This is a genomic window from Allorhizobium ampelinum S4 (assembly GCF_000016285.1).
Taxonomy (GTDB): domain Bacteria; phylum Pseudomonadota; class Alphaproteobacteria; order Rhizobiales; family Rhizobiaceae; genus Allorhizobium; species Allorhizobium ampelinum.
In genome coordinates this window covers 125,801-143,979 of record NC_011989.1, presented here as the reverse complement: position 1 = coordinate 143,979, position 18,179 = coordinate 125,801, and the positions used below count along the sequence as shown (strand labels likewise).

General features: G+C 58.3%; 17 protein-coding genes. 10 read left to right on the top strand and 7 right to left on the bottom strand.

Annotated elements, in window-relative coordinates; genetic code table 11:
* Positions 1-49: 49 nt before the first annotated feature.
* Complete coding sequence (locus tag AVI_RS00690; RefSeq protein ID WP_012654624.1) at positions 50-3,487, top strand: beta strand repeat-containing protein; 3,438 nt, start codon at positions 50-52, stop codon at positions 3,485-3,487.
* Positions 3,488-3,529: 42 nt separating this feature from the next.
* Here the strand turns inward: AVI_RS00690 and AVI_RS00685 are convergent, their stop codons facing one another.
* Together AVI_RS00685 and recR are read right to left on the bottom strand one after the other, a co-directional pair.
* Positions 3,530-4,786 carry a lytic murein transglycosylase gene (locus AVI_RS00685; protein ID WP_012654623.1) on the bottom strand — a complete coding sequence of 419 codons (1,257 nt, stop codon included), beginning with the start codon at positions 4,784-4,786 and terminating at the stop codon, positions 3,530-3,532.
* Positions 4,787-4,837: 51 nt separating this feature from the next.
* Positions 4,838-5,443, bottom strand: coding sequence for a recombination mediator RecR (gene recR / locus AVI_RS00680; RefSeq protein WP_012654622.1), 606 nt, complete (start codon positions 5,441-5,443; stop codon positions 4,838-4,840).
* Positions 5,444-5,499: 56 nt separating this feature from the next.
* On the opposite strand from recR, the gene AVI_RS00675 reads away from it, so the two are divergent.
* Positions 5,500-6,117: an MOSC domain-containing protein gene (locus AVI_RS00675; protein WP_012654621.1), complete on the top strand. Its 618-nt coding sequence runs from the start codon at positions 5,500-5,502 to the stop codon at positions 6,115-6,117.
* A 179-nt stretch (positions 6,118-6,296) separates the two neighbouring features.
* Positions 6,297-6,854, top strand: a complete 558-nt coding sequence (locus AVI_RS00670) for a DUF992 domain-containing protein (protein ID WP_071202353.1) — start codon at positions 6,297-6,299, stop codon at positions 6,852-6,854.
* Positions 6,855-6,928: 74 nt separating this feature from the next.
* On the opposite strand, the gene AVI_RS00665 is transcribed toward AVI_RS00670, so the two are convergent.
* Complete coding sequence (locus AVI_RS00665; protein ID WP_012654619.1) at positions 6,929-7,930, bottom strand: aldo/keto reductase; 1,002 nt, start codon at positions 7,928-7,930, stop codon at positions 6,929-6,931.
* Between the two features lie 102 nt (positions 7,931-8,032).
* Between AVI_RS00665 and AVI_RS00660 the strand changes: the two genes are divergently transcribed.
* Complete coding sequence (locus AVI_RS00660) at positions 8,033-8,923, top strand: LysR family transcriptional regulator (RefSeq protein ID WP_012654618.1); 891 nt, start codon at positions 8,033-8,035, stop codon at positions 8,921-8,923.
* 46 nt (positions 8,924-8,969) lie between these two features.
* Here the strand turns inward: AVI_RS00660 and AVI_RS00655 are convergent, their stop codons facing one another.
* Positions 8,970-9,923, bottom strand: a complete 954-nt coding sequence (locus AVI_RS00655) for an aldo/keto reductase (protein ID WP_012654617.1) — start codon at positions 9,921-9,923, stop codon at positions 8,970-8,972.
* A 144-nt stretch (positions 9,924-10,067) separates the two neighbouring features.
* On the opposite strand from AVI_RS00655, the gene AVI_RS00650 reads away from it, so the two are divergent.
* A complete protein-coding gene (locus AVI_RS00650; protein WP_012654616.1) occupies positions 10,068-11,054 on the top strand; it encodes a Gfo/Idh/MocA family protein in 987 nt (328 codons plus the stop codon).
* 19 nt (positions 11,055-11,073) lie between these two features.
* Here the strand turns inward: AVI_RS00650 and AVI_RS00645 are convergent, their stop codons facing one another.
* Together AVI_RS00645 and AVI_RS00640 are read right to left on the bottom strand one after the other, a co-directional pair.
* Positions 11,074-11,448: a GtrA family protein gene (locus AVI_RS00645; RefSeq protein ID WP_012654615.1), complete on the bottom strand. Its 375-nt coding sequence runs from the start codon at positions 11,446-11,448 to the stop codon at positions 11,074-11,076.
* Positions 11,445-12,449 carry a glycosyltransferase gene (locus AVI_RS00640; protein WP_012654614.1) on the bottom strand — a complete coding sequence of 335 codons (1,005 nt, stop codon included), beginning with the start codon at positions 12,447-12,449 and terminating at the stop codon, positions 11,445-11,447. Before AVI_RS00640 ends, AVI_RS00645 begins: the two co-directional genes overlap by 4 nt.
* Before the next feature lie 160 nt (positions 12,450-12,609).
* Between AVI_RS00640 and AVI_RS00635 the strand changes: the two genes are divergently transcribed.
* Complete coding sequence (locus AVI_RS00635) at positions 12,610-14,487, top strand: hypothetical protein (protein ID WP_012654613.1); 1,878 nt, start codon at positions 12,610-12,612, stop codon at positions 14,485-14,487.
* Between the two features lie 30 nt (positions 14,488-14,517).
* Here the strand turns inward: AVI_RS00635 and AVI_RS00630 are convergent, their stop codons facing one another.
* Entirely contained in the window at positions 14,518-14,745 is a 228-nt protein-coding gene (locus AVI_RS00630; RefSeq protein ID WP_139192435.1) for a hypothetical protein, read from the bottom strand.
* 153 nt (positions 14,746-14,898) lie between these two features.
* Here AVI_RS00630 and xseA point away from each other — a divergent pair, with 153 nt between their 5' ends.
* From xseA to AVI_RS00610, 4 genes are all read left to right on the top strand, one after another.
* A complete protein-coding gene (gene xseA / locus AVI_RS00625) occupies positions 14,899-16,530 on the top strand; it encodes an exodeoxyribonuclease VII large subunit (protein ID WP_012654612.1) in 1,632 nt (543 codons plus the stop codon).
* 324 nt (positions 16,531-16,854) lie between these two features.
* Positions 16,855-17,064 (top strand): cold-shock protein, encoded by a 210-nt coding sequence (locus AVI_RS00620; RefSeq protein ID WP_025427963.1) that lies wholly within the window; start codon positions 16,855-16,857, stop codon positions 17,062-17,064.
* 428 nt (positions 17,065-17,492) lie between these two features.
* Positions 17,493-17,717, top strand: coding sequence for a hypothetical protein (locus AVI_RS00615; RefSeq protein WP_041697321.1), 225 nt, complete (start codon positions 17,493-17,495; stop codon positions 17,715-17,717).
* A gap of 33 nt (positions 17,718-17,750) precedes the next feature.
* Positions 17,751-18,131, top strand: coding sequence for a DUF6481 family protein (locus tag AVI_RS00610; RefSeq protein WP_041696065.1), 381 nt, complete (start codon positions 17,751-17,753; stop codon positions 18,129-18,131).
* The last annotated feature ends 48 nt before the right edge of the window (positions 18,132-18,179 follow it).

Below are 18,179 nucleotides of genomic sequence, written 5' to 3'. Positions count from 1 at the left end.
TATTTTGATGTGCAATTTATAAATCGGGGTGCAATCAGGGGTATATCACATGGCGACTTTAACGGGCGATTCTGGAAATAATACTTTAAACGGAACAACAGCGGCAGATACAATTTCGGGCCTAGCTGGCGACGACATATTAAACGGTAGCGATGGTAACGATACGCTAGATGGTGGCGAGGGAGCCGATACACTGAACGGCGGCGCTGGTACTGATACGGCAAGCTACGCCAGTTCGTCAGCCGCTATCAAAATCAATCTCGTCACCGGCACGAATACGGGCGGTGATGCCGCAGGTGATACGCTGACCGGCATCGACAAGATTATCGGCTCTGACTTCAACGACACATTCACCTCGAATTCCGAGATTACCTTGGCAGGCGGCAAAGGGGACGATACCTATGTCGTGGGCAACAGCAACGTCTCCGTCTCCGAAAGCACTGGTGCGGGCAGTGACACGGTCCGGGCCTCGGTGAACTACACGCTGTCGAACTATGTCGAAACGCTGGAATACATAGGAGTTGGCGACTTTACCGGTACCGGCAGCGCGCAGGATAACACGATCATCGGTGGTGCTGGCAACGATACGCTAATCGGCAAGGCTGGTGCCGACATCCTGAACGGCGGCGACGGTTCCGACACGGCAAGCTATGAGGGAAGTGCAGCGGTCAATGTCAATCTCAAAACCGGGGTAACATTCGGTGGAGACGCCGCTGGCGATACATTCACCAGCATCGAAAACCTCACAGGCACCAGCAGTGCCGACACGCTGACGGGGGATGACAACAACAACGTTCTCAACGGTGGCGATGGCAATGATACGCTGGCAGGCGGCAATGGAGCAGACACGCTGAACGGTGGGAATGGTGCTGACACCTTGGAAGGTGGCGAGGGTGCCGATACGCTGAGCGGTGGTATTGGTACTGACACCTTGGTCGGTGGCGAAGGTGCCGACACGCTGACCGGCAGTGATGGCGATGACACCTTGATAGGTGGCGAGGGAGCAGACACGCTGAGCGGTGGCGCTGGAACTAACACGGCAAGCTACGCCAGTTCGTTAGCCGCTATCCAAATCAATCTCGTCACCGGCACGAATACGGGCGGTGAGGCAGCAGGTGATACGCTGAGCAGTATCGACAAGATTATCGGCTCAGACTTCAACGACACATTCACCTCGAATTCCGAGATTACCTTGGCAGGCGGCAAAGGGGACGATACCTATGTCGTGGGCAACAGCAACGTCTCCGTCTCCGAAAGCACTGGTGCGGGCAGTGACACGGTCCGGGCCTCGGTGAACTACACGCTGTCGAACTATGTCGAAACGCTGGAATACATAGGAGTTGGCGACTTTACCGGTACCGGCAGCGCGCAGGATAACACGATCATCGGTGGTGCTGGCAACGATACGCTAATCGGCAAGGCTGGTGCCGACATCCTGAACGGCGGCGACGGTTCCGACACGGCGAGTTATGAAGGAAGTGCAGCAGTCAATGTCAATCTCAAAACCGGTGTAACATCCGGTGGAGACGCCGCTGGCGATACATTCACCAGCATCGAAAATCTCACAGGCACCAACAATGCCGACACGATGACGGGGGATGACAACAACAACGTTCTCAACGGTGGTGGCGGCAATGACACGCTGGCAGGCGGCAACGGAGCAGACACGCTGAACGGCGGTGATGGCGATGACAGCTTGGTAGGCGGCGAGGGAGCCGATACATTGAACGGTGGTATTGGTACTGACACGGCAAGCTACGCCAGTTCGTTAGCCGCTATCAAAATCAATCTCGTCACCGGCACGAATACGGGCGGTGATGCCGCAGATGATACGCTGAGCGGCATCGACAAGATTATCGGCTCTGACTTCAACGACACATTTACTGCAAACTCAACAATAACCTTTGCAGGCGGCAAAGGAGATGACACCTATGTCGTGGGCAACAGCAACGTCTCCGTCTCCGAAAGCACAGGTGCGGGCAGTGACACGGTCCGGGCCTCGGTGAACTACACGCTGTCAGACTATGTCGAAACGCTGGAATACATAGGAGCTGGCTACTTTACCGGCACCGGCAACACACAGGATAACACGATCATCGGTGGTGCTGGCAACGATACGCTGATCGGCAAGGCGGGTGCCGACATCCTGAACGGCGGCGACGGCTCCGACACGGCGAGCTATGAGGGAAGTTCGGCGGTTAATATCAACCTCAAGAGCAATGTAGCGACCGGCGGCGAAGCGGCTGGCGATACATTCACCAGCATCGAAAACCTCACGGGCACCAGCAATGCCGACACGCTGACGGGTAATGACAACAACAACGTTCTCAAAGGTGGCGATGGCAATGATACGCTGGCAGGTGGTAAAGGAGCCGATACGCTGACCGGTGGGAATGGCGATGACACCTTGGAAGGTGGCGAGGGTGCCGATAAACTGGACGGTGGTATTGGTAATGACACCTTGGTAGGTGGCGAAGGTGCCGACACGCTGACCGGCAGTGATGGCGATGACACCTTCGTAGGTGGCGAGGGTGCCGACACGCTGAGCGGTGGCGCTGGTACTGACACGGCAAGCTACGCCAGTTCGTTAGCCGCCATCAAAATCAATCTCGTCACCGGCACGAATACGGGCGGTGAGGCAGCAGATGATACGCTGACCGGCATCGACAAGATCATCGGCTCTGACTTCAACGACACATTCACCGCATCGAGCTCCATCACCCTGGCGGGCGGCAAAGGAGATGATACCTATGTCGTCAGCCAGATTGCCACCACGACGGTTTTGGTCGAAGAGGCCAGCGCTGGCACGGATACGGTTGAAACAACCTTGACCAGCTACACGCTGAAAACCAATTTCGAAAACCTCACCCACACTGACTCGACCAATTTTCTCGGTTACGGCAATAGTGCCGACAATGTCATCGTCAGTCAGGGTGGCGTCGATAAGCTCTATGGCTATGCCGGCAACGATACGATCCGTGGCGGCAGCGGTGGTGATACCATTGATGGTGGCGACGGAAGCGACACGGCAAGCTACAGCGATTCCACCGCAGCGGTGACCATTAATCTCCTCACGAAAACGATCTCCGGCGGTTACGCAACAGGCGATGTGTTCACCAGCATCGAAAACGTTGAAGGATCGGCCTATGCTGATACGCTGACGGGAGACACCGGCGCCAACGTGCTATCGGGCGGTGCTAGTGATGACGTGCTGGACGGTGGCACAGGCAATGACGCCCTCTACGGCGGTGAAGGCAGCGATGTGTTCGTGTTCAACGCCAGCTATGGCAATGATGTCGTTTTCGACTTCCAGGCCTCGTCGGACACAATCGATCTGACCGGCATGGGCTTTGCCACCGTCAGCGATGCCGCCGCCTATGCCAGCGAGATCGAGGACGGCGTGCTGTTCAACTTCGGCAACGGGGATACGCTGGCGGTGCATGGCTTGAGCTATGCAAGTCTGACATCCAGCGACACATTGATGTAAAAATCGAAATGCCGCCGAGATCCCTGTCTCGGCGGCATTTTCTTACTTCAATTTCGCCTTCAGGCCCTCATCGGGAAAGCAGGTCGGTTTCAGCCCGTTTTTCGCCTGCCAGTCGCCCAGCGACCGTCGGGTCTTGAAGCCTGCGAGACCATCGGCCTTGCCGACATCATAGCCCTTTTTCACCAGTGTCTGCTGCATGGACTGCACGTCGGAGCGCAGCATATGGCCGACATCGCCCCATGGCGCCGAAAAGCTGCCTGAACCATAGGCGATCCGGTCGGCAAGATTGCCGATGAACAGAGCGTACAGGTCGGAATTATTATATTCCTTCAACACATAGAAATTCGGTGTCACCAGAAATTCCGGGCCATGGGTTCCGGCGGGGACCAGCATCATGGTCGCAGCGGAAAGATCCTGTTTCGGAAAGGCTTTCCCGCCAATACGGCTAATGCCGGTTGCCGCCCAAGCCGACATCGGCTTTGCCAGATCCGGCCCTTCTTGCGCACAGGAGACGCCGGACGGTATCGTAACCTCAAACCCCCAATCGCGGCCGCGCTGCCAGCCTTTCTGCACCAGAAAATTCGCCATGGAAGCCAGGCTGTCCGGCACCGAGGTCCAGATATTGCGATGACCGTCCCCGTCAAAATCCACCGCATATTGCAGAAAGCTCGAGGGCATGAATTGCGGCTGGCCCAGCGCTCCCGCGCTTGAACTCAGCATGGCGTCGGCAGCAATATCCTTGCCGTCGATAATATGCAGCGCATCAATCAGCTCGCGAGTGAAAAGCTCTTGCCGTGTGGACATGAAGGCGCTGGTGGCCAGAACATCAACCGCTTCATAGGGCAGCTTCGCCCGGCCATAGCCGGTTTCCCGACCCCAAAGCGCCAGAAGAATTGGACCGGGAACGCCATATTTGGCCTCGATTTTCTTCAATGTCGAGGCGTATTGATCAGCCAGCGCCCTGCCGCTCGCGGCCAGCGCCTGCATGCGGGCCTCACGGAAATACGGCCCGGGAGAGGAAAATTCCGCCTGGCTCTGCGGGCGCTGCTTGGGTGGCGGAAAGCCGGGGGGCGCCAGATCGGGAAGCGACCAGTCGAGCTTCACCGTCTTCATCACCGAGGTAAAGGTTGCCTGCGAAATTCCGGCCTTTTTGGCTTGCGGCCAGAGATCCCGGCTGATCCACGACTGAAATCGGCTCTCGATTTCTGCTTTCGATGGTGCTGCCATCGCAGATTTGATCGCCAGAAAGCATAAGGCTGCTGCAAGCGCAGCCATCAGGGGGCGGCGAAAATGGGGCATGTCGTCTCCCGGTCAGAAATTATCGGTCAGATGTCTATTATCAGCATCGATCTATATCAGCGTGCGGGCACGAAGCGCCGCCGAGAGCGTACCCTCGTCCAGATAGTCCAGTTCGCCGCCGACAGGCACGCCATGAGCAAGCCGGGTGGTTTTCACTCCTAGCCCGGCCAGGTGATCGGTAATATAATGGGCCGTGGTCTGGCCTTCCACCGTGGCATTAACGGCGATGATGATTTCCCGCACGCCGCCTTTTGCCACCCGGTCGATCAGGCCCTTGATGTTGAGATCGTCAGGCCCGACGCCATCGAGCGGCGACAGCGTGCCGCCCAGCACATGATAGGCGACATTCATCGCGCCTGCCCGTTCCAACGCCCAGAGATCGGAGACATCCTCCACAACGATGATCATCGATTGGTCGCGCCGTTCGTCAGTGCAGACGGTGCAGGGATCAATCGTATCGACATTGCCGCAACAGGAGCAGATCTTCACCTTCGCGTGGGCCTCGCCCATGGCCAGCGCCAGCGGCCCCATCAATTGCTCGCGCTTCTTGATCAGATGCAGCGCTGCTCTTCGGGCCGAACGGGGGCCGAGCCCCGGAACTTTCGCCAGGAGCTGGATCAGTTTTTCGATTTCGGGACCAGTGACTCGCTTTGCCATGGCGCGTTCTTAGCCCATATCTATCGGAAACGGAATCGCCGAAGGAGAACGGCCCCATGAAAATCCTCGCCGTCTGCCTTGGTCAACCACAAACCTTGCCCGGCAAAAGCTACAGGACAGGGATTTTCAAATCGTCACGGTCGGGTCCGATTATGGTCGATGAACACGGTCTCGTCGGCGATGCGGTGCTGAACCGCAAATATCATGGCGGGCCGGACCAGGCGATTTATCTGGAAGGTGCGCTGACCTTACAATGGTGGGAGTCACAACTGAACCGGCAAATGACACCTGGCCTGTTTGGCGAAAATCTGGTCATCGACGGTCTCGACAACCGCGACCTTGCCGTCGGCGACCGGCTTTCTATCGGTGACGTGCTGTTGGAAGTGACGGCGCCGCGCATTCCCTGCGCCACATTCTCGGCCAGTATGGAGGATTCCGGCTTTGCGAAACGCTATACGAGAGCCGCGCAACCCGGCGCCTATTGCCGGGTGCTGCAAGGCGGCGTGGTAGAAGCGGGTATGATTGCCGAGTGGACAGCGAGCGAAGGCGACAGGTTGATGCTGGCGCAGATGATCGGCAAATCTTTCAAATCTCTCGATCCATACCAAAAGGTCCGCTATCTCACTTTCCCCATCGCGGCGCGGATCAGGGCTGAAATTACCGAGACACGTTAACTCGATGTCATGGTTTTGCTTTCCTTAGTCAAAACGGGCCTCAGTCAAAAATCAGGGATGACCTTGACGAATGGCAAAGGGGAACAAAAATTTACCGTGAGACTTCTAACGGCAGCACGATCCTGCCTGAATTATACGATTAGGCTCGATCACAGCATTTATCCATGAAGGAGAAACTCATGTCATCGCTCGCTCAATCATCGCTCGCAAAGCTGTCTGCGGTGGCGCTTGTCGCCGCTCTTGCCGTGCCGCTGGCGGCCACGAGCGCCAATGCAGCCGTGCAGGTTGGCATGCTCACCTGCGAAATGAGCCCCGGCATCAGTGCGGTCGTCGGCTCCAGCCGCGACCTGACCTGCGAATTCAAGCCGACCACATCGGCACCGGTCGAATATTATCAGGGTACCCTCAGCAAGATCGGCATCGACCTGGGCTATGTGCAGGGCGGCAAAATGGCCTGGGCAGTCTATGCGCCGGGTCGTCTGGTGGAAGGCGCCTTGCAGGGTAGCTATGGCGGCACAAGCGCCAATGCCGCAGTTGGGTTTGGCGGTGCTGTCAACCTGCTGATGGGTGGTTTCCAAGGCTCGGTTGCCTTGCAGCCTATCGCGCTGGAAAGCACACTCGGCGTCAATCTCGGAGCGACACTCGCCTCGCTGAAGTTGGCCTATATGCCGCCGTCCACACCAAAGTCGCTGGATAATGGCCCGCCGCTGCGCCACGGCAAGCACTACAAGGGCTGATCCGCCCGTCTACGGTCTTCATCTCCCCGGCAAAACCCTATGCCGGGGAGATTTTTTATGGCGATGTGATTTGGTTACTTATTGGCCATCGCCGCCATTTTTTCGGGATAGCGCCCACCAGCCACCTTCTGCGGTGACAAGAGATCTCCCAAGGCGCTCACCTCTTCCTCGCTCAGGGCGATATCGACAGCCCCGATATTCTTTTCCAGATTGGCTATTTTCGTCGTCCCCGGGATCGGCACGATGAAATCGCCCTGGGCCAATACCCAGGCCAGTGCCAGTTGGGCAGCTGTGACAGCCTTTGCCGTGGCCATGTCTTCAAGCGCATTGATCAGCGCCAGATTGGCGTCGAAATTTTCCTGCTGGAAGCGGGGCAGACCCCGGCGGAAATCGGTGTCGGAGAGGCCATCCAGGTTTTTCAATGCGCCAGTCAATGTGCCGCGACCGAGCGGACTGAAGGGCACGAAGCCGATACCCAGTTCACGGCAGGTGTCCAGCACACCGTTTTCCTCGGGGTCACGGGTCCAGAGGGAATATTCGCTCTGAATGGCGGCGATGGGATGGACGGCATGAGCGCGACGCAAGGTCTCGGCACTGGCCTCCGACAGACCAAGAGCGCGCACTTTGCCCTGTTTCACCAGATCGGCCATCGCCCCGACTGTTTCTTCAATCGTCACATCGGGATCGACACGGTGCTGGTAGAAAAGGTCGATGACATCGATACCAAGCCGTTGCAGCGAGGCTTCGGCCACCGCTTTCAGATGTTCAGGCCGGCTATCGAGCCCGACCATGGCATTTTGTGAGGATTGCGCCGGATCGATCTTGAAGCCGAACTTGGTGGCGATCACCACCTGGTCGCGATAGGGCTTCAACCCCTTGCCGACCAGAATTTCATTTGTGAACGGCCCGTAGACTTCCGCCGTATCGAAGAATGTCACGCCAAGCTCAACGGCCCGCGCCAGCGTGGCAAGCGAGGCGCTTTCATCGGCAGACGGACTATAGGCATGGCTCATCCCCATGCAGCCAAGGCCAATGGCGGAGACGGACAGGTCGGAGCCGAGTTTTCGGGTTTTCATGGTCTTCACCTTCTCAATCAGGATCAATACCAGCAAAATACCGTCTTTGCCGCGAAAGATAATGGATGCAAATGCGCAAGCACTGTTCTAACAAATAGAACAATGAACAGGATTCAATTATCCCAACTGGCCGTGCTGGCAACGGTGGCCGAAACATCCAGCTTCAGGAAGGCGGCGGAAGAACTGGGCATCGCGCCTTCCGCTGTCAGCCATGCAGTCTCGGCGCTGGAGGCAAGCCTCGGCGTGCGGTTGTTGGCGCGCACCACCCGTAGTGTCGCTCCGACCGAGGAGGGGCGGCAATTGCTGCAAAAGCTGGCACCAGCGCTGGCCGATATCGGCACTGCGCTGGAAACACTGGCGGAAAACAAATCCAATCCCGCCGGACCGCTGCGGATCACCATGCCCGCGCTGGCCGCCGAAGACCTGATCGTACCGCGCCTTGGAGACTTTCTCGGCCTCTATCCGGATATCCAACTCGAACTGATCACCAATGATCAGTTCGAGGATATTGTCGAAAAGGGTTTCGATGCAGGACTTCGGCTTGGCGAACATCTGGAAACGGATATGGTGGCGGTCAAGGCGAGCGGACCGATCAGCGGCACGATTATCGGCGCACCCAGCTATTTCGAAAGGCATCCCCTGCCCGTCCACCCACATGACCTGATGGAGCATCGCTGCATTCGCCGCCGCTTTTCCAGCGGGCGGATCTATCGCTGGGAATTGGAAAAACACGGCAAGCAGATTGCCGTGGATGTGCCTGATGTTCTGACACTGGCCGACCAGCGACTGATCCGGCTGGCGGCGCTAAAGGGTGTCGGGCTGGCCTTTGTCTTTGACCAGCGGGTAGACAAAGATATCCGTGAGGGCAGGCTGATCCGGGTGTTGGAAGACTGGTGCCCGCCCTTTGACGGCTTTTACATCTATTACCCCACCCGCCGCCAGATGCGACCGGCCCTGCGCGCCTTTGTCGATTTCTTCCGGCACCGGAGTTGAGCCGGATTCGCACCTGCGCAAAGCCCTATCGATCCGCCATGCCTCGTTAGTCTGCTCCGGCCTCATTCAGGCTTTGCATCTGCGCCGCAGACAATTCAAGCGTTCCAGCCCTGACCATCGCTTCAAGCTGCGACAGGCTGGTGGCTGAGGCGATGGGCGCGGTAATGCCGGGGCGGGCTGCGACCCAGGCAATGGCCACCGTGGCGGGCGTCGTGCCGGTCTCGGCTGCGACCGCGTCCAGGGCGGCGAGGATGCGGTGGCCCTTGTCGTTCAGATAGTTGGTGACGCGGTAGGAGCGCGCCTTGCCCTCTGCATCTTCCACTTGGCGATATTTGCCGGTGAGAAAGCCTGCCGCCAGCGCGTAATAGCTGATGACGCCGATGTCTTCACGGATGCAAAGCTCCGCCAGAGACCCCTCGAATTTCTCGCGGGTATAGAGATTATATTCCGGCTGGATCACATCATAGCGCGGCAGGCCAGCCTTGGCCGCCGCATCGAAGGATGCCTGCAATTGGACGGCATCGAAATTCGAGCAGCCAAAGGCGCGGATCTTGCCCTCATCCTTCAACCTGGCATAGGCACCCAGCGTTTCCTCATGCGGCGTATCGGCATCGAAGGTATGCGAGAGATAGAGATCGATATAGTCGGTCTGAAGCCGCTTCAGGGAGTTTTCAACCGCCTCGACAATCCATTTGGCCGAAAGCGCGGGTTTGCCCTGGCCCATATCCATGCCGACCTTGGTGACAATCACTGCCTTGTCGCGGGCGACGTGGCCCTGTTTCAGCCATTTGCCAATCACGGTCTCGGATTCGCCACCGGAATGACCGTCTATCCAGCGGGAATACACATCCGCCGTATCGATGGCATTGTAACCAGCATCGAAAAACGCATCTAGCAGCCTAAACGAGGTTTGCTCGTCCGCCGTCCAGCCGAACACATTGCCGCCGAACACGACGGGGGCGATTGTGAGGCCGGAGCGGCCGAGATTTCGTTTCTGCATGATAGGTCTCCATGACAAATCGAGAAGGGAAATTCGACAGGAACATAACGCGGACTGCACCGATAACAACCAAGCCCTGTTCACAATCCGGGCATAGGCGTTATGTGTCGTCTACAGAAATACGATTTGCGGAGGAGATAGGACATGCTGCGGTTTGGAATTTTATCGACGGCGAAAATCGGCCGTGAACTGGTCGTACCCGCCATTCAGGATGCAGAAGGGGCCGTGGTCAGTGCCATTGCCAGCCGTGACCTTGCCAAGGCCCGGGCGATGGCTGACCGCTTTTCCGTGCCGCATGCTTTCGGCTCCTATGAAGAGATGCTGGCTTCCGACCTGATCGATGCCGTCTATATTCCCCTGCCGACCGCCCAGCATGTGGAATGGACAATCAAGGCCGCCGATGCGGGCAAGCATGTGCTATGCGAAAAGCCGATTGCCCTGAAGGCAGAGGACATCGACAGCCTGATCGCCGCGCGCGACCGTAACAAGGTGCTGATTTCGGAAGCCTTCATGGTCACCTATGCGCCTGTCTGGCACAAGGTGCGCGCCCTTCTGGCCGATGGCGCCATCGGCAAGCTGCGGCATGTGCAGGGGTCTTTCAGTTACTTTAACCGCGACCCCGGCAATATGCGCAATATCCCGGAACTCGGCGGCGGCGCGCTGCCGGATATTGGCGTCTATCCGACCATCACCGCCCGCTTCGTGACAGGCCTTGAGCCGGTGCGGGTGCAGGCGGTGACGCAACGCGATGCTGAATTCGGCACCGATATCTATTCCAGCGTCAAAGCCGATTTCGGCAGTTTCGAGATGAGCTTTTACATCGCCACGCAGATGGCCGCCCGCCAGACCATGGTGTTTCATGGGGATGAAGGGTTTATCGAGGTGAAATCACCGTTCAATGCCGACCGCTGGGGGGCGGAAGAGCTGGAACTGACCAACCGCAACCACAGCGAATCGCAAATCTTCCGCTTTCCCGACAGCCGCCAATATCGTCTGGAGGCTGAGGCGTTTGCCAAGGCGGCGCGGGGTGAGGAGAGCGATGTTGTGACGCTGGAAAACTCCCGCGCCAACCAGCGCTTCATCGATGCGATCTACCGGGCCAGCGAAAAGGATGGTTGGGAACCGGTTTGATCCAACCGATTTCAGTGCTTCAACGGCGAAACACAAACCGCGAATAGCCGAAAAAGCTGAACGCCATCGCGGCAAGCGATGCGAAAACCAGCGCCGCGAAAGGATTGAGTGCCGGGATGACGATCAACAACCCGGCATAAAGACCGTAATTGACCAGCGCCGAGACCACCCCGACCGAGCCATAGCGAAAGCCCTCGACGGCGAGGCTTCGCCGGGACGCCCCGAAGGTGAAGGCCCGGTTAAGCCGCCATGTGACGAGCAGGGCCACCAGAATGGCAAGGGCCCGGGCCGCCAAGGGGCCGAGAGCGCTGTAAGACAGAAGCAGCCATAAAAGCCCGGCATCCACGGCAAAACCCGTACTGCCAACCAGAGCAAAACGGACCAGCTTTTTCATGCAGCATCCGCAGCCGACCGAGCCGGATCGATGGCGGAATCAGCCGCTGACAAGGCAGCGTTTTCAGGAGCGACAAAGGCGGGCAAGGCGACGTAGGAAAGCCGCAAATGCTCGGCCCGCGCCCGTGACAGCGAATCCAGAATCAACCCTGCAATAAACAATAGCTGGCTCATCAACAGCAGCGCCACCGACAGGACCCAGGTCGGCAGCCGAGAAACGAGGCCGGTGGTGAAATATTCGCCCAGAACCGGCACCATGAAACCGAGGCTTATCGCCAGGACCAGCCCGGCCAGCGCCGAAAACGTCGCAAAGGGCCGCGTCTCCTTGGACAACATGGCGAACATCCAAAGGATTTTTGCGCCGTCGCGCAGGGTCGATAGCTTGGAATGGGAGCCTTCTGGCCGCCGTCCGTAGTCCAGTTCCAGTTCCACCACCGGCAATTTCAGCCGCGAGGCATGAACAGACATTTCCGTCTCGATTTCAAAACCTGCCGACACCGCCGGAAAGGTTTTGACATAGCGGCGCGAAAAGGCACGGTAGCCGGAGAAGATATCGCTAAAGCCCGGCCCGAACAGAAAGCGGTAGAGCCCGTTGAACAGGCGATTGCCAAGCGCATGACCCTGGCGTCCGGCATCATTGTGGACATTGCGGCGCGTGGCGACCACCATGTCGGCGCGCTCTTCCATCAGCAGATGGATCAACGCATTCGCATCCTGCGGCGCATAGGTGCCATCGCCATCGGCCATCAGATAGACATCGGCGTCAACATCGGCAAACATCCGGCGCACCACATGCCCCTTGCCCTGCCTGCGTTCCTGCAACACCTCGGCACCGGCCAGCATGGCGGCCAGCGCCGTACCATCGGTGGAATTATTGTCATAGACATAGACCCGCGCCTGCGGCAGGGCGGTACGGAAACCGCGCACCACGGAGGCAATGGTGCTGGCCTCGTTATAGCAGGGAATAAGGACCGCCACGTCCGGTACTGGTGTCTGGCCCATGAACTTACTCGATACACATGTTCGGGCAGCCGAAACGCGGCTCCTGGAGATTTTACTATTTCTTGAGAAGGTTAAGGCTAGGTTTCGGATAAGCCGAACAATCGAAGAATCTTGGTCGCATCCCTCCAAAACGGGAGGCCCCGAACAACCGGAAATACCGATGACGTCCAAGTCTTCCCTTCCCGTATTCTCTGCAACTTGTCTGGTGAAGACGCACGGGACCGCCGCGCGCCTCCTGCCGGTCATGCTGGGCTATTGCCTGCTGGTCATCGTCGCCATCTGCGCAACGACGCTGCCCTTTGCAAAAGATTATGTCGGCGCTGACAATGACGATGCCATGCGGCTGATCGAAGTAAGGGATTATCTTGCCGGTCAGGGCTGGTTCGACATGATGCAATACCGGCTGGGCCTGGCACCCGGCACGCTGATGCATTGGTCGCGGTTGATCGATTGGCCGATTGCCGCCTTGATCCGGCTGGCGGGCATCTGGTTTGTGCCGCGTACAGCCGAAGCGGTTGCCCTTGCCATTTGGCCGCTCCTCTGGACCGTGCCGGTCATGCTGTCGCTCGGTGCTGCCGGATGGACGCTGGGCGGCCGGGTGACCATGCATCTGGCGCTTTGCCTGAGCGCCCTTTATCTTCTGACATCCAACCGTTTCCTGCCCGGCGCAATCGATCATCACAATGTCCAGATCGCCCTGATCGCTTTCCTGACCGCCGTGCTTTCAACCGCTGCGCCAGCGACTCAGTCTGACGCCCGCTCCGGGACACGCTCATCGACACTGTTTGCGTTGGCTGGTGCGGCGGCGGCGCTGGCGCTGGCCATCGGCGCGGAGACCACCCCGCTGATTGCCACGACCTGCGCTATCGTCGCCCTGCTCTGGGCCTGGCATGGCAAAGCTATGCGGGCCTGCGCCATGGCCTATTCTCTCAGCCTGGCGCTGTCGGTCACACTTCTGTTTGTGGCAACCGTGCCGCCGCAATCCTATCGCACGGTCACTTGCGACAATCTCTCCTTCGGCTTTTACGCCCTGACAGCCATTGGCGGCGGATTGCTGTTTTCCGCTGCTGCCTTTGCCAGCCGGTTCCCTGCCGGTATTCGGCTGTTCCTGCTGCTGGTGATCGGTGCCAGCGTCGGTTTCTCAGCCTTGATCGTCGCGCCCCAATGCCTCGGCAATCCGCTCGCCAACCTCGATCCGATGCTGGTGACACTCTGGCTAAACAATGTCGGCGAGGCTCGCTCGATCTTTGCCATGGCACAGCAGGAACCGGGAACTCTTGGCGGCTTTTACGCCGTCGGCCTGTTCGGGCTGCTGGTCTGCCTGATCCAGGTCTGGCGGAAAAACCAGGTGGAGGCGCATCTGGCGCTAGCGCTCTTGCTGGCGGTTAGCCTCGGTGTCGCGCTGATCCAGGTGCGCGGCGCAATGTTTTCCAACCTGATCCCGATCCTGCCGCTCGCGCTGCTGGTTGCCGATCTGCGCAGGCGCGCAATGCTGCGACCAGCCCGCATGATCCCAAGCCTTGCCTATATCGCCAGCATTCTTCTGTCGGTCCCTTCCGTGTGGGCAATCGCAGGCACCCTTGCCGTGGAAGGAACGGCACGATTGAAACCACAGAGTCGATCCGGCCCGGCATCCCAGGATGCCAGCCGCGATTGCTCATCTGAAAATGCTCTTGTCCAATTGACGAGTTTAGCACCGACGACGGTTGCCGCCCCATCGGAAAGCGGCACTTCCATCCTGCGCTTTACCCCACATCGGATATTGACGGCACCCTATCATCGCAACCAGGCAGGCATGTTGACGGAACTGCATATCGGTCTCTCTACCCCGCCGGACGCCCGTGCTTTTCTGGTGGGCGCCCATGTCGGCATTCTCGCCTTCTGCCCTTCCGATTCGCAAACCCGCCAGTTGATCGCCTTGAAGCCAGATGGGCTTTATGCCGACCTGAACCGCAACAGGGTGCCTGATTATCTTCAGCCGCTTGCCGCTGACAGCCAGTCCGGCCTGCGGATCTTTTTGGTCAAACCGCAGCCGTGAACGGGTAGAGTTTACAAACGAATAGTGAGGTCAGGCGATCTTGCGCTGTGACAGAGCAAGCGAGACCATCAGGCAATCGATCAGCCCGACATTATAGGCAATCAGCGCCGTCAGCAGATCCATCGCCGTCATCGCAGGCGAAAGAGCCAGCATGACCAGCCCCGCCGTCAAAAGCACCAGGGAAACCGCAACAATCGCCATGATGCTTCGGGTCATTCCGGTGGCGATGCCAATTGCCATGGCGATGAGAAAGGTCATGGATGCAATCCCGTATGACAGACAAATCGTGATGTCTGGCATATTGCCATCCGAGAGTTAACGATTGGCCCCATGAAATTGGCCCGAACAAAGCCTGTTAACGTCTTTCCAAAAAAAGATGCGTTTTTTTGCAAGCTTGGATAAAACACTGTCATGGCCTCTTTCTTTGACGACGACCAGCCCAGCAATCTGACCGAATTTTCCGTCTCGGAGCTTTCCGGATCGATCAAGCGCACCATCGAAACCGCCTTCGACCAGGTGCGGGTGCGCGGCGAAATTTCCGGCTTTCGAGGCCAGCATTCCTCCGGCCATGCCTATTTTTCGCTTAAGGACGACAAGGCGCGGATCGACGCGGTGATCTGGAAGGGCTCGTTTTCCAAGCTGAAATACCGGCCCGAAGAGGGCATGGAAGTGATCGCCACGGGCCGCATCACCACCTTTCCCGGCTCGTCCAAATACCAGATCGTCATCGAGCAGATGGAACCGGCTGGCGCTGGAGCCCTGATGGCGCTGATCGAGGAGCGCAAACGTCGCTTTACGGCGGAGGGCCTGTTCGATCCGGCCACCAAGCAATTGCTGCCCTTTATGCCAAAGGTCATCGGCGTCGTCACATCGCCCACCGGCGCTGTGATCCGCGACATTCTTCACCGGATTTCCGACCGCTTTCCCGTGCATGTCCTGGTCTGGCCCGTCAAAGTGCAGGGTGAAGGCTCCGGCGACGAAGTTGCCAACGCCATCAACGGCTTCAATGCCTTTCAGCCTGATGGTGTCATCCCAAGGCCGGATGTGCTGATCGTTGCGCGCGGTGGCGGCAGCCTTGAAGACCTGTGGAGCTTCAACGACGAAGCAGTGGTGCGCGCCGCCGCCGCCAGCGCCATTCCGCTGATTTCGGCGGTCGGCCATGAAACGGACTGGACACTGATCGACTATGCAGCCGATGTCCGGGCACCAACACCGACAGGCGCGGCTGAAATGGCGGTGCCGGTCAAGGCGGATCTGGAAGCGCAACTGGCCGGGCTTGCTGCCCGACTGGCAGGCGCCGTCAACCGCCAGATGGATCATCGCCGCCAGAACCTGCGGGCGCTGGCCCGCGCCCTGCCCTCTCTCGATCAATTGCTGGCGCTGCCGCGCCGCCGTTTCGATGAAGCCGCCAGCGGTCTTGGCCGTAGCCTGGAACTGAACACCATGACCAAGCGGCAAAGCTTCGAGCGGGCCGCCGCCAAATTGTCGCCGGATATGCTGGTGCGCCGCCTGGTGGAACGCCGACAGCGGGTCAGCGAACGCGCCGCCCTTTCTGACCGGATTATCGAACGGCTGATCGAGCGGCAAAAAGCCAATCTCGGACGGATCGATGCAACATTGACGGCGGTTCCGGCCCGGCTGAAAGCGCAAACGGGACGCTCGAGAGACCGGCTGGACAGCTTTTCGCGCCGGGCCGACAGCGCTGTTATCAACGATCTGCGCCGCGCCCGCTCCACGGTCTCGGCCCATGACCGGATGCTGCAATCGCTGTCCTACAAGAATGTCCTGATGCGCGGCTATGCCGTAATCCGTGGGCAGGATGATCGGCCCCTGTCGCGTGCGGCGGGACTTGAGGATGGACGAGCCATCGCCATCGAATTTGCCGATGGCCGGGTTTCCGCTGTGACCGGAGAGGGTGATAAGGCGTCACCTCCACCGCAAGCCGCTTCCGCAACGACAACCCCAGCCCCGGGAAGGCCGAATCCCTTGCCCAAATCGCCGAAAAAGTCGGAGCCACCCGCCGGACAGGGTAGTCTTTTCTAACCAAAAGAGTGCAAACGGCACAGTCACGAGCGACAGAATGGACGTTTGAACGCGGTGCCGCACAGACAGAGATTACGGTGCGGATACAAGGCTTTGGACCCCTTGACCATGGCTTGGGAAAAAGGCGGATCATAATAAATTCAAAGCTTTGGTTGACATGGCCGCCTTGAGGGGGTATCTATTGGTCATCGATATTTGCTTGCTGAGCTTTGGTTACCGCGCAATTAGCACCGCGCCCTGAACGAACCTTCCTTTCAAAAATCGCTATCCTCATCCACGGCGTTATGCGCTGTGGTCACTCAATATGCTATGAAAGGGTTCATCATGACCACTGGCACAGTTAAATGGTTTAATTCCACTAAGGGCTTCGGCTTCATTCAGCCTGACAATGGCGGCCCAGATGCATTCGTGCATATCTCTGCTGTTGAACGCGCTGGTATGCGTGAAATCGTCGAAGGCCAGAAGATCGCCTACGACATGGAACGCGACAACAAGTCCGGCAAGATGTCGGCCTGCAATCTCCAGGCTGCTTAATATAAGGTTCGGCTTTCCTTTGACCACGGATGTACTGGCATTGTTGAGAGCATGATCCAACCAAGGTCAGGCAGTTTGCCTGGCCTTTTTTATTGCCTGCCGCGCCGTCGCAGACCGCGCTCACACGATTTCCTGTTGCATAACCTCTTGCGCCCGGTTCGGGTCGCACATGAAATATGCAGCAGATGGTATGCGAAGAGACCGTGAAGATGGCAATTCCTATGCCTTTTGCAAACATCTCAAGTCCTTGTTGTCTTTGAGATATGTGAAATGTCTTCAGGGCAAGGATGTGATCTGCATCTTTGAGCCTTCGTAATAAGTGTCACAGCGGCCTCACGTACACTTGATGTACACGGCGCAGAATGTCGTAGCGTTTTTTGCGCGCCATGCCCGGCACGCGGCGCTGCCACCCAGAAAGGCGCGACCCCATGGCAGAAAACTATAGTAAATCACGTCAGCAGGCGGAAATCGCTTTTGACAAGGAGCAGTCGCAGTTCTTCGCGCGCGGTCGTGCCGTGGAAGAACAGGATTCGCTCGTGCTTGCCCGTGAAGAAAAAACCCTCAGGCTGCGCGAAGCAAGGCTTGCCAAGGAATTGCAGGACCAGCAGATGGCTGACGCCGCGACTGCTGCCAAAACGACCCGAAAAGCCTGATTTGCAGGCCCTATCTACAACTGGAACATCTCTTTGAAAAATAGCCGAAAAAATGAAGTCGTCGACCGCCGTACAACCGCTGCCGACGCAAAGGCCGCTCTCCTTCAGGCCTATAAGGCCGCGCAGGAAGCGTCGGAACCAACCCGTCTCGCCCGCCAGGCAGAGCGCCAGGCGATAGCCGAGGCCAGAGAAGCACGGCGCGCCGAGCGCGAACAGACAAAATTGCAGGAACAGCAACAGCTTGCAGCCGAGACTGCTGCTCGTGAAGCCGCACTTGCCGCTGAAGCAACAGCTGAAGCCGATGCCCGCGACGCCGCTGAAAAAGCCAGAATTTCCCGTCTGCTTGAAGACGAAGCCACCCGCAAGGCGCAACGCGATCAGCGTTATGCCAACCGTAAGGCCAGACAGGGCTGATCGGCCTTACTGCATAATTCTTTAGACCGGAACCGGCTTAAAGAGAAA

Coding starts and splice junctions, on each gene's coding strand:
- AVI_RS00690 (WP_012654624.1), top strand. CDS start 50: ATGGCGACTTTAACGGGCGATTCTGGAAATAATACTTTAAACGGAACA.
- AVI_RS00685 (WP_012654623.1), bottom strand. CDS start 4,786: ATGCCCCATTTTCGCCGCCCCCTGATGGCTGCGCTTGCAGCAGCCTTA.
- recR (WP_012654622.1), bottom strand. CDS start 5,443: ATGGCAAAGCGAGTCACTGGTCCCGAAATCGAAAAACTGATCCAGCTC.
- AVI_RS00675 (WP_012654621.1), top strand. CDS start 5,500: ATGAAAATCCTCGCCGTCTGCCTTGGTCAACCACAAACCTTGCCCGGC.
- AVI_RS00670 (WP_071202353.1), top strand. CDS start 6,297: ATGTCATCGCTCGCTCAATCATCGCTCGCAAAGCTGTCTGCGGTGGCG.
- AVI_RS00665 (WP_012654619.1), bottom strand. CDS start 7,930: ATGAAAACCCGAAAACTCGGCTCCGACCTGTCCGTCTCCGCCATTGGC.
- AVI_RS00660 (WP_012654618.1), top strand. CDS start 8,033: ATGAACAGGATTCAATTATCCCAACTGGCCGTGCTGGCAACGGTGGCC.
- AVI_RS00655 (WP_012654617.1), bottom strand. CDS start 9,923: ATGCAGAAACGAAATCTCGGCCGCTCCGGCCTCACAATCGCCCCCGTC.
- AVI_RS00650 (WP_012654616.1), top strand. CDS start 10,068: ATGCTGCGGTTTGGAATTTTATCGACGGCGAAAATCGGCCGTGAACTG.
- AVI_RS00645 (WP_012654615.1), bottom strand. CDS start 11,448: ATGAAAAAGCTGGTCCGTTTTGCTCTGGTTGGCAGTACGGGTTTTGCC.
- AVI_RS00640 (WP_012654614.1), bottom strand. CDS start 12,449: ATGGGCCAGACACCAGTACCGGACGTGGCGGTCCTTATTCCCTGCTAT.
- AVI_RS00635 (WP_012654613.1), top strand. CDS start 12,610: ATGACGTCCAAGTCTTCCCTTCCCGTATTCTCTGCAACTTGTCTGGTG.
- AVI_RS00630 (WP_139192435.1), bottom strand. CDS start 14,745: ATGACCTTTCTCATCGCCATGGCAATTGGCATCGCCACCGGAATGACC.
- xseA (WP_012654612.1), top strand. CDS start 14,899: ATGGCCTCTTTCTTTGACGACGACCAGCCCAGCAATCTGACCGAATTT.
- AVI_RS00620 (WP_025427963.1), top strand. CDS start 16,855: ATGACCACTGGCACAGTTAAATGGTTTAATTCCACTAAGGGCTTCGGC.
- AVI_RS00615 (WP_041697321.1), top strand. CDS start 17,493: ATGGCAGAAAACTATAGTAAATCACGTCAGCAGGCGGAAATCGCTTTT.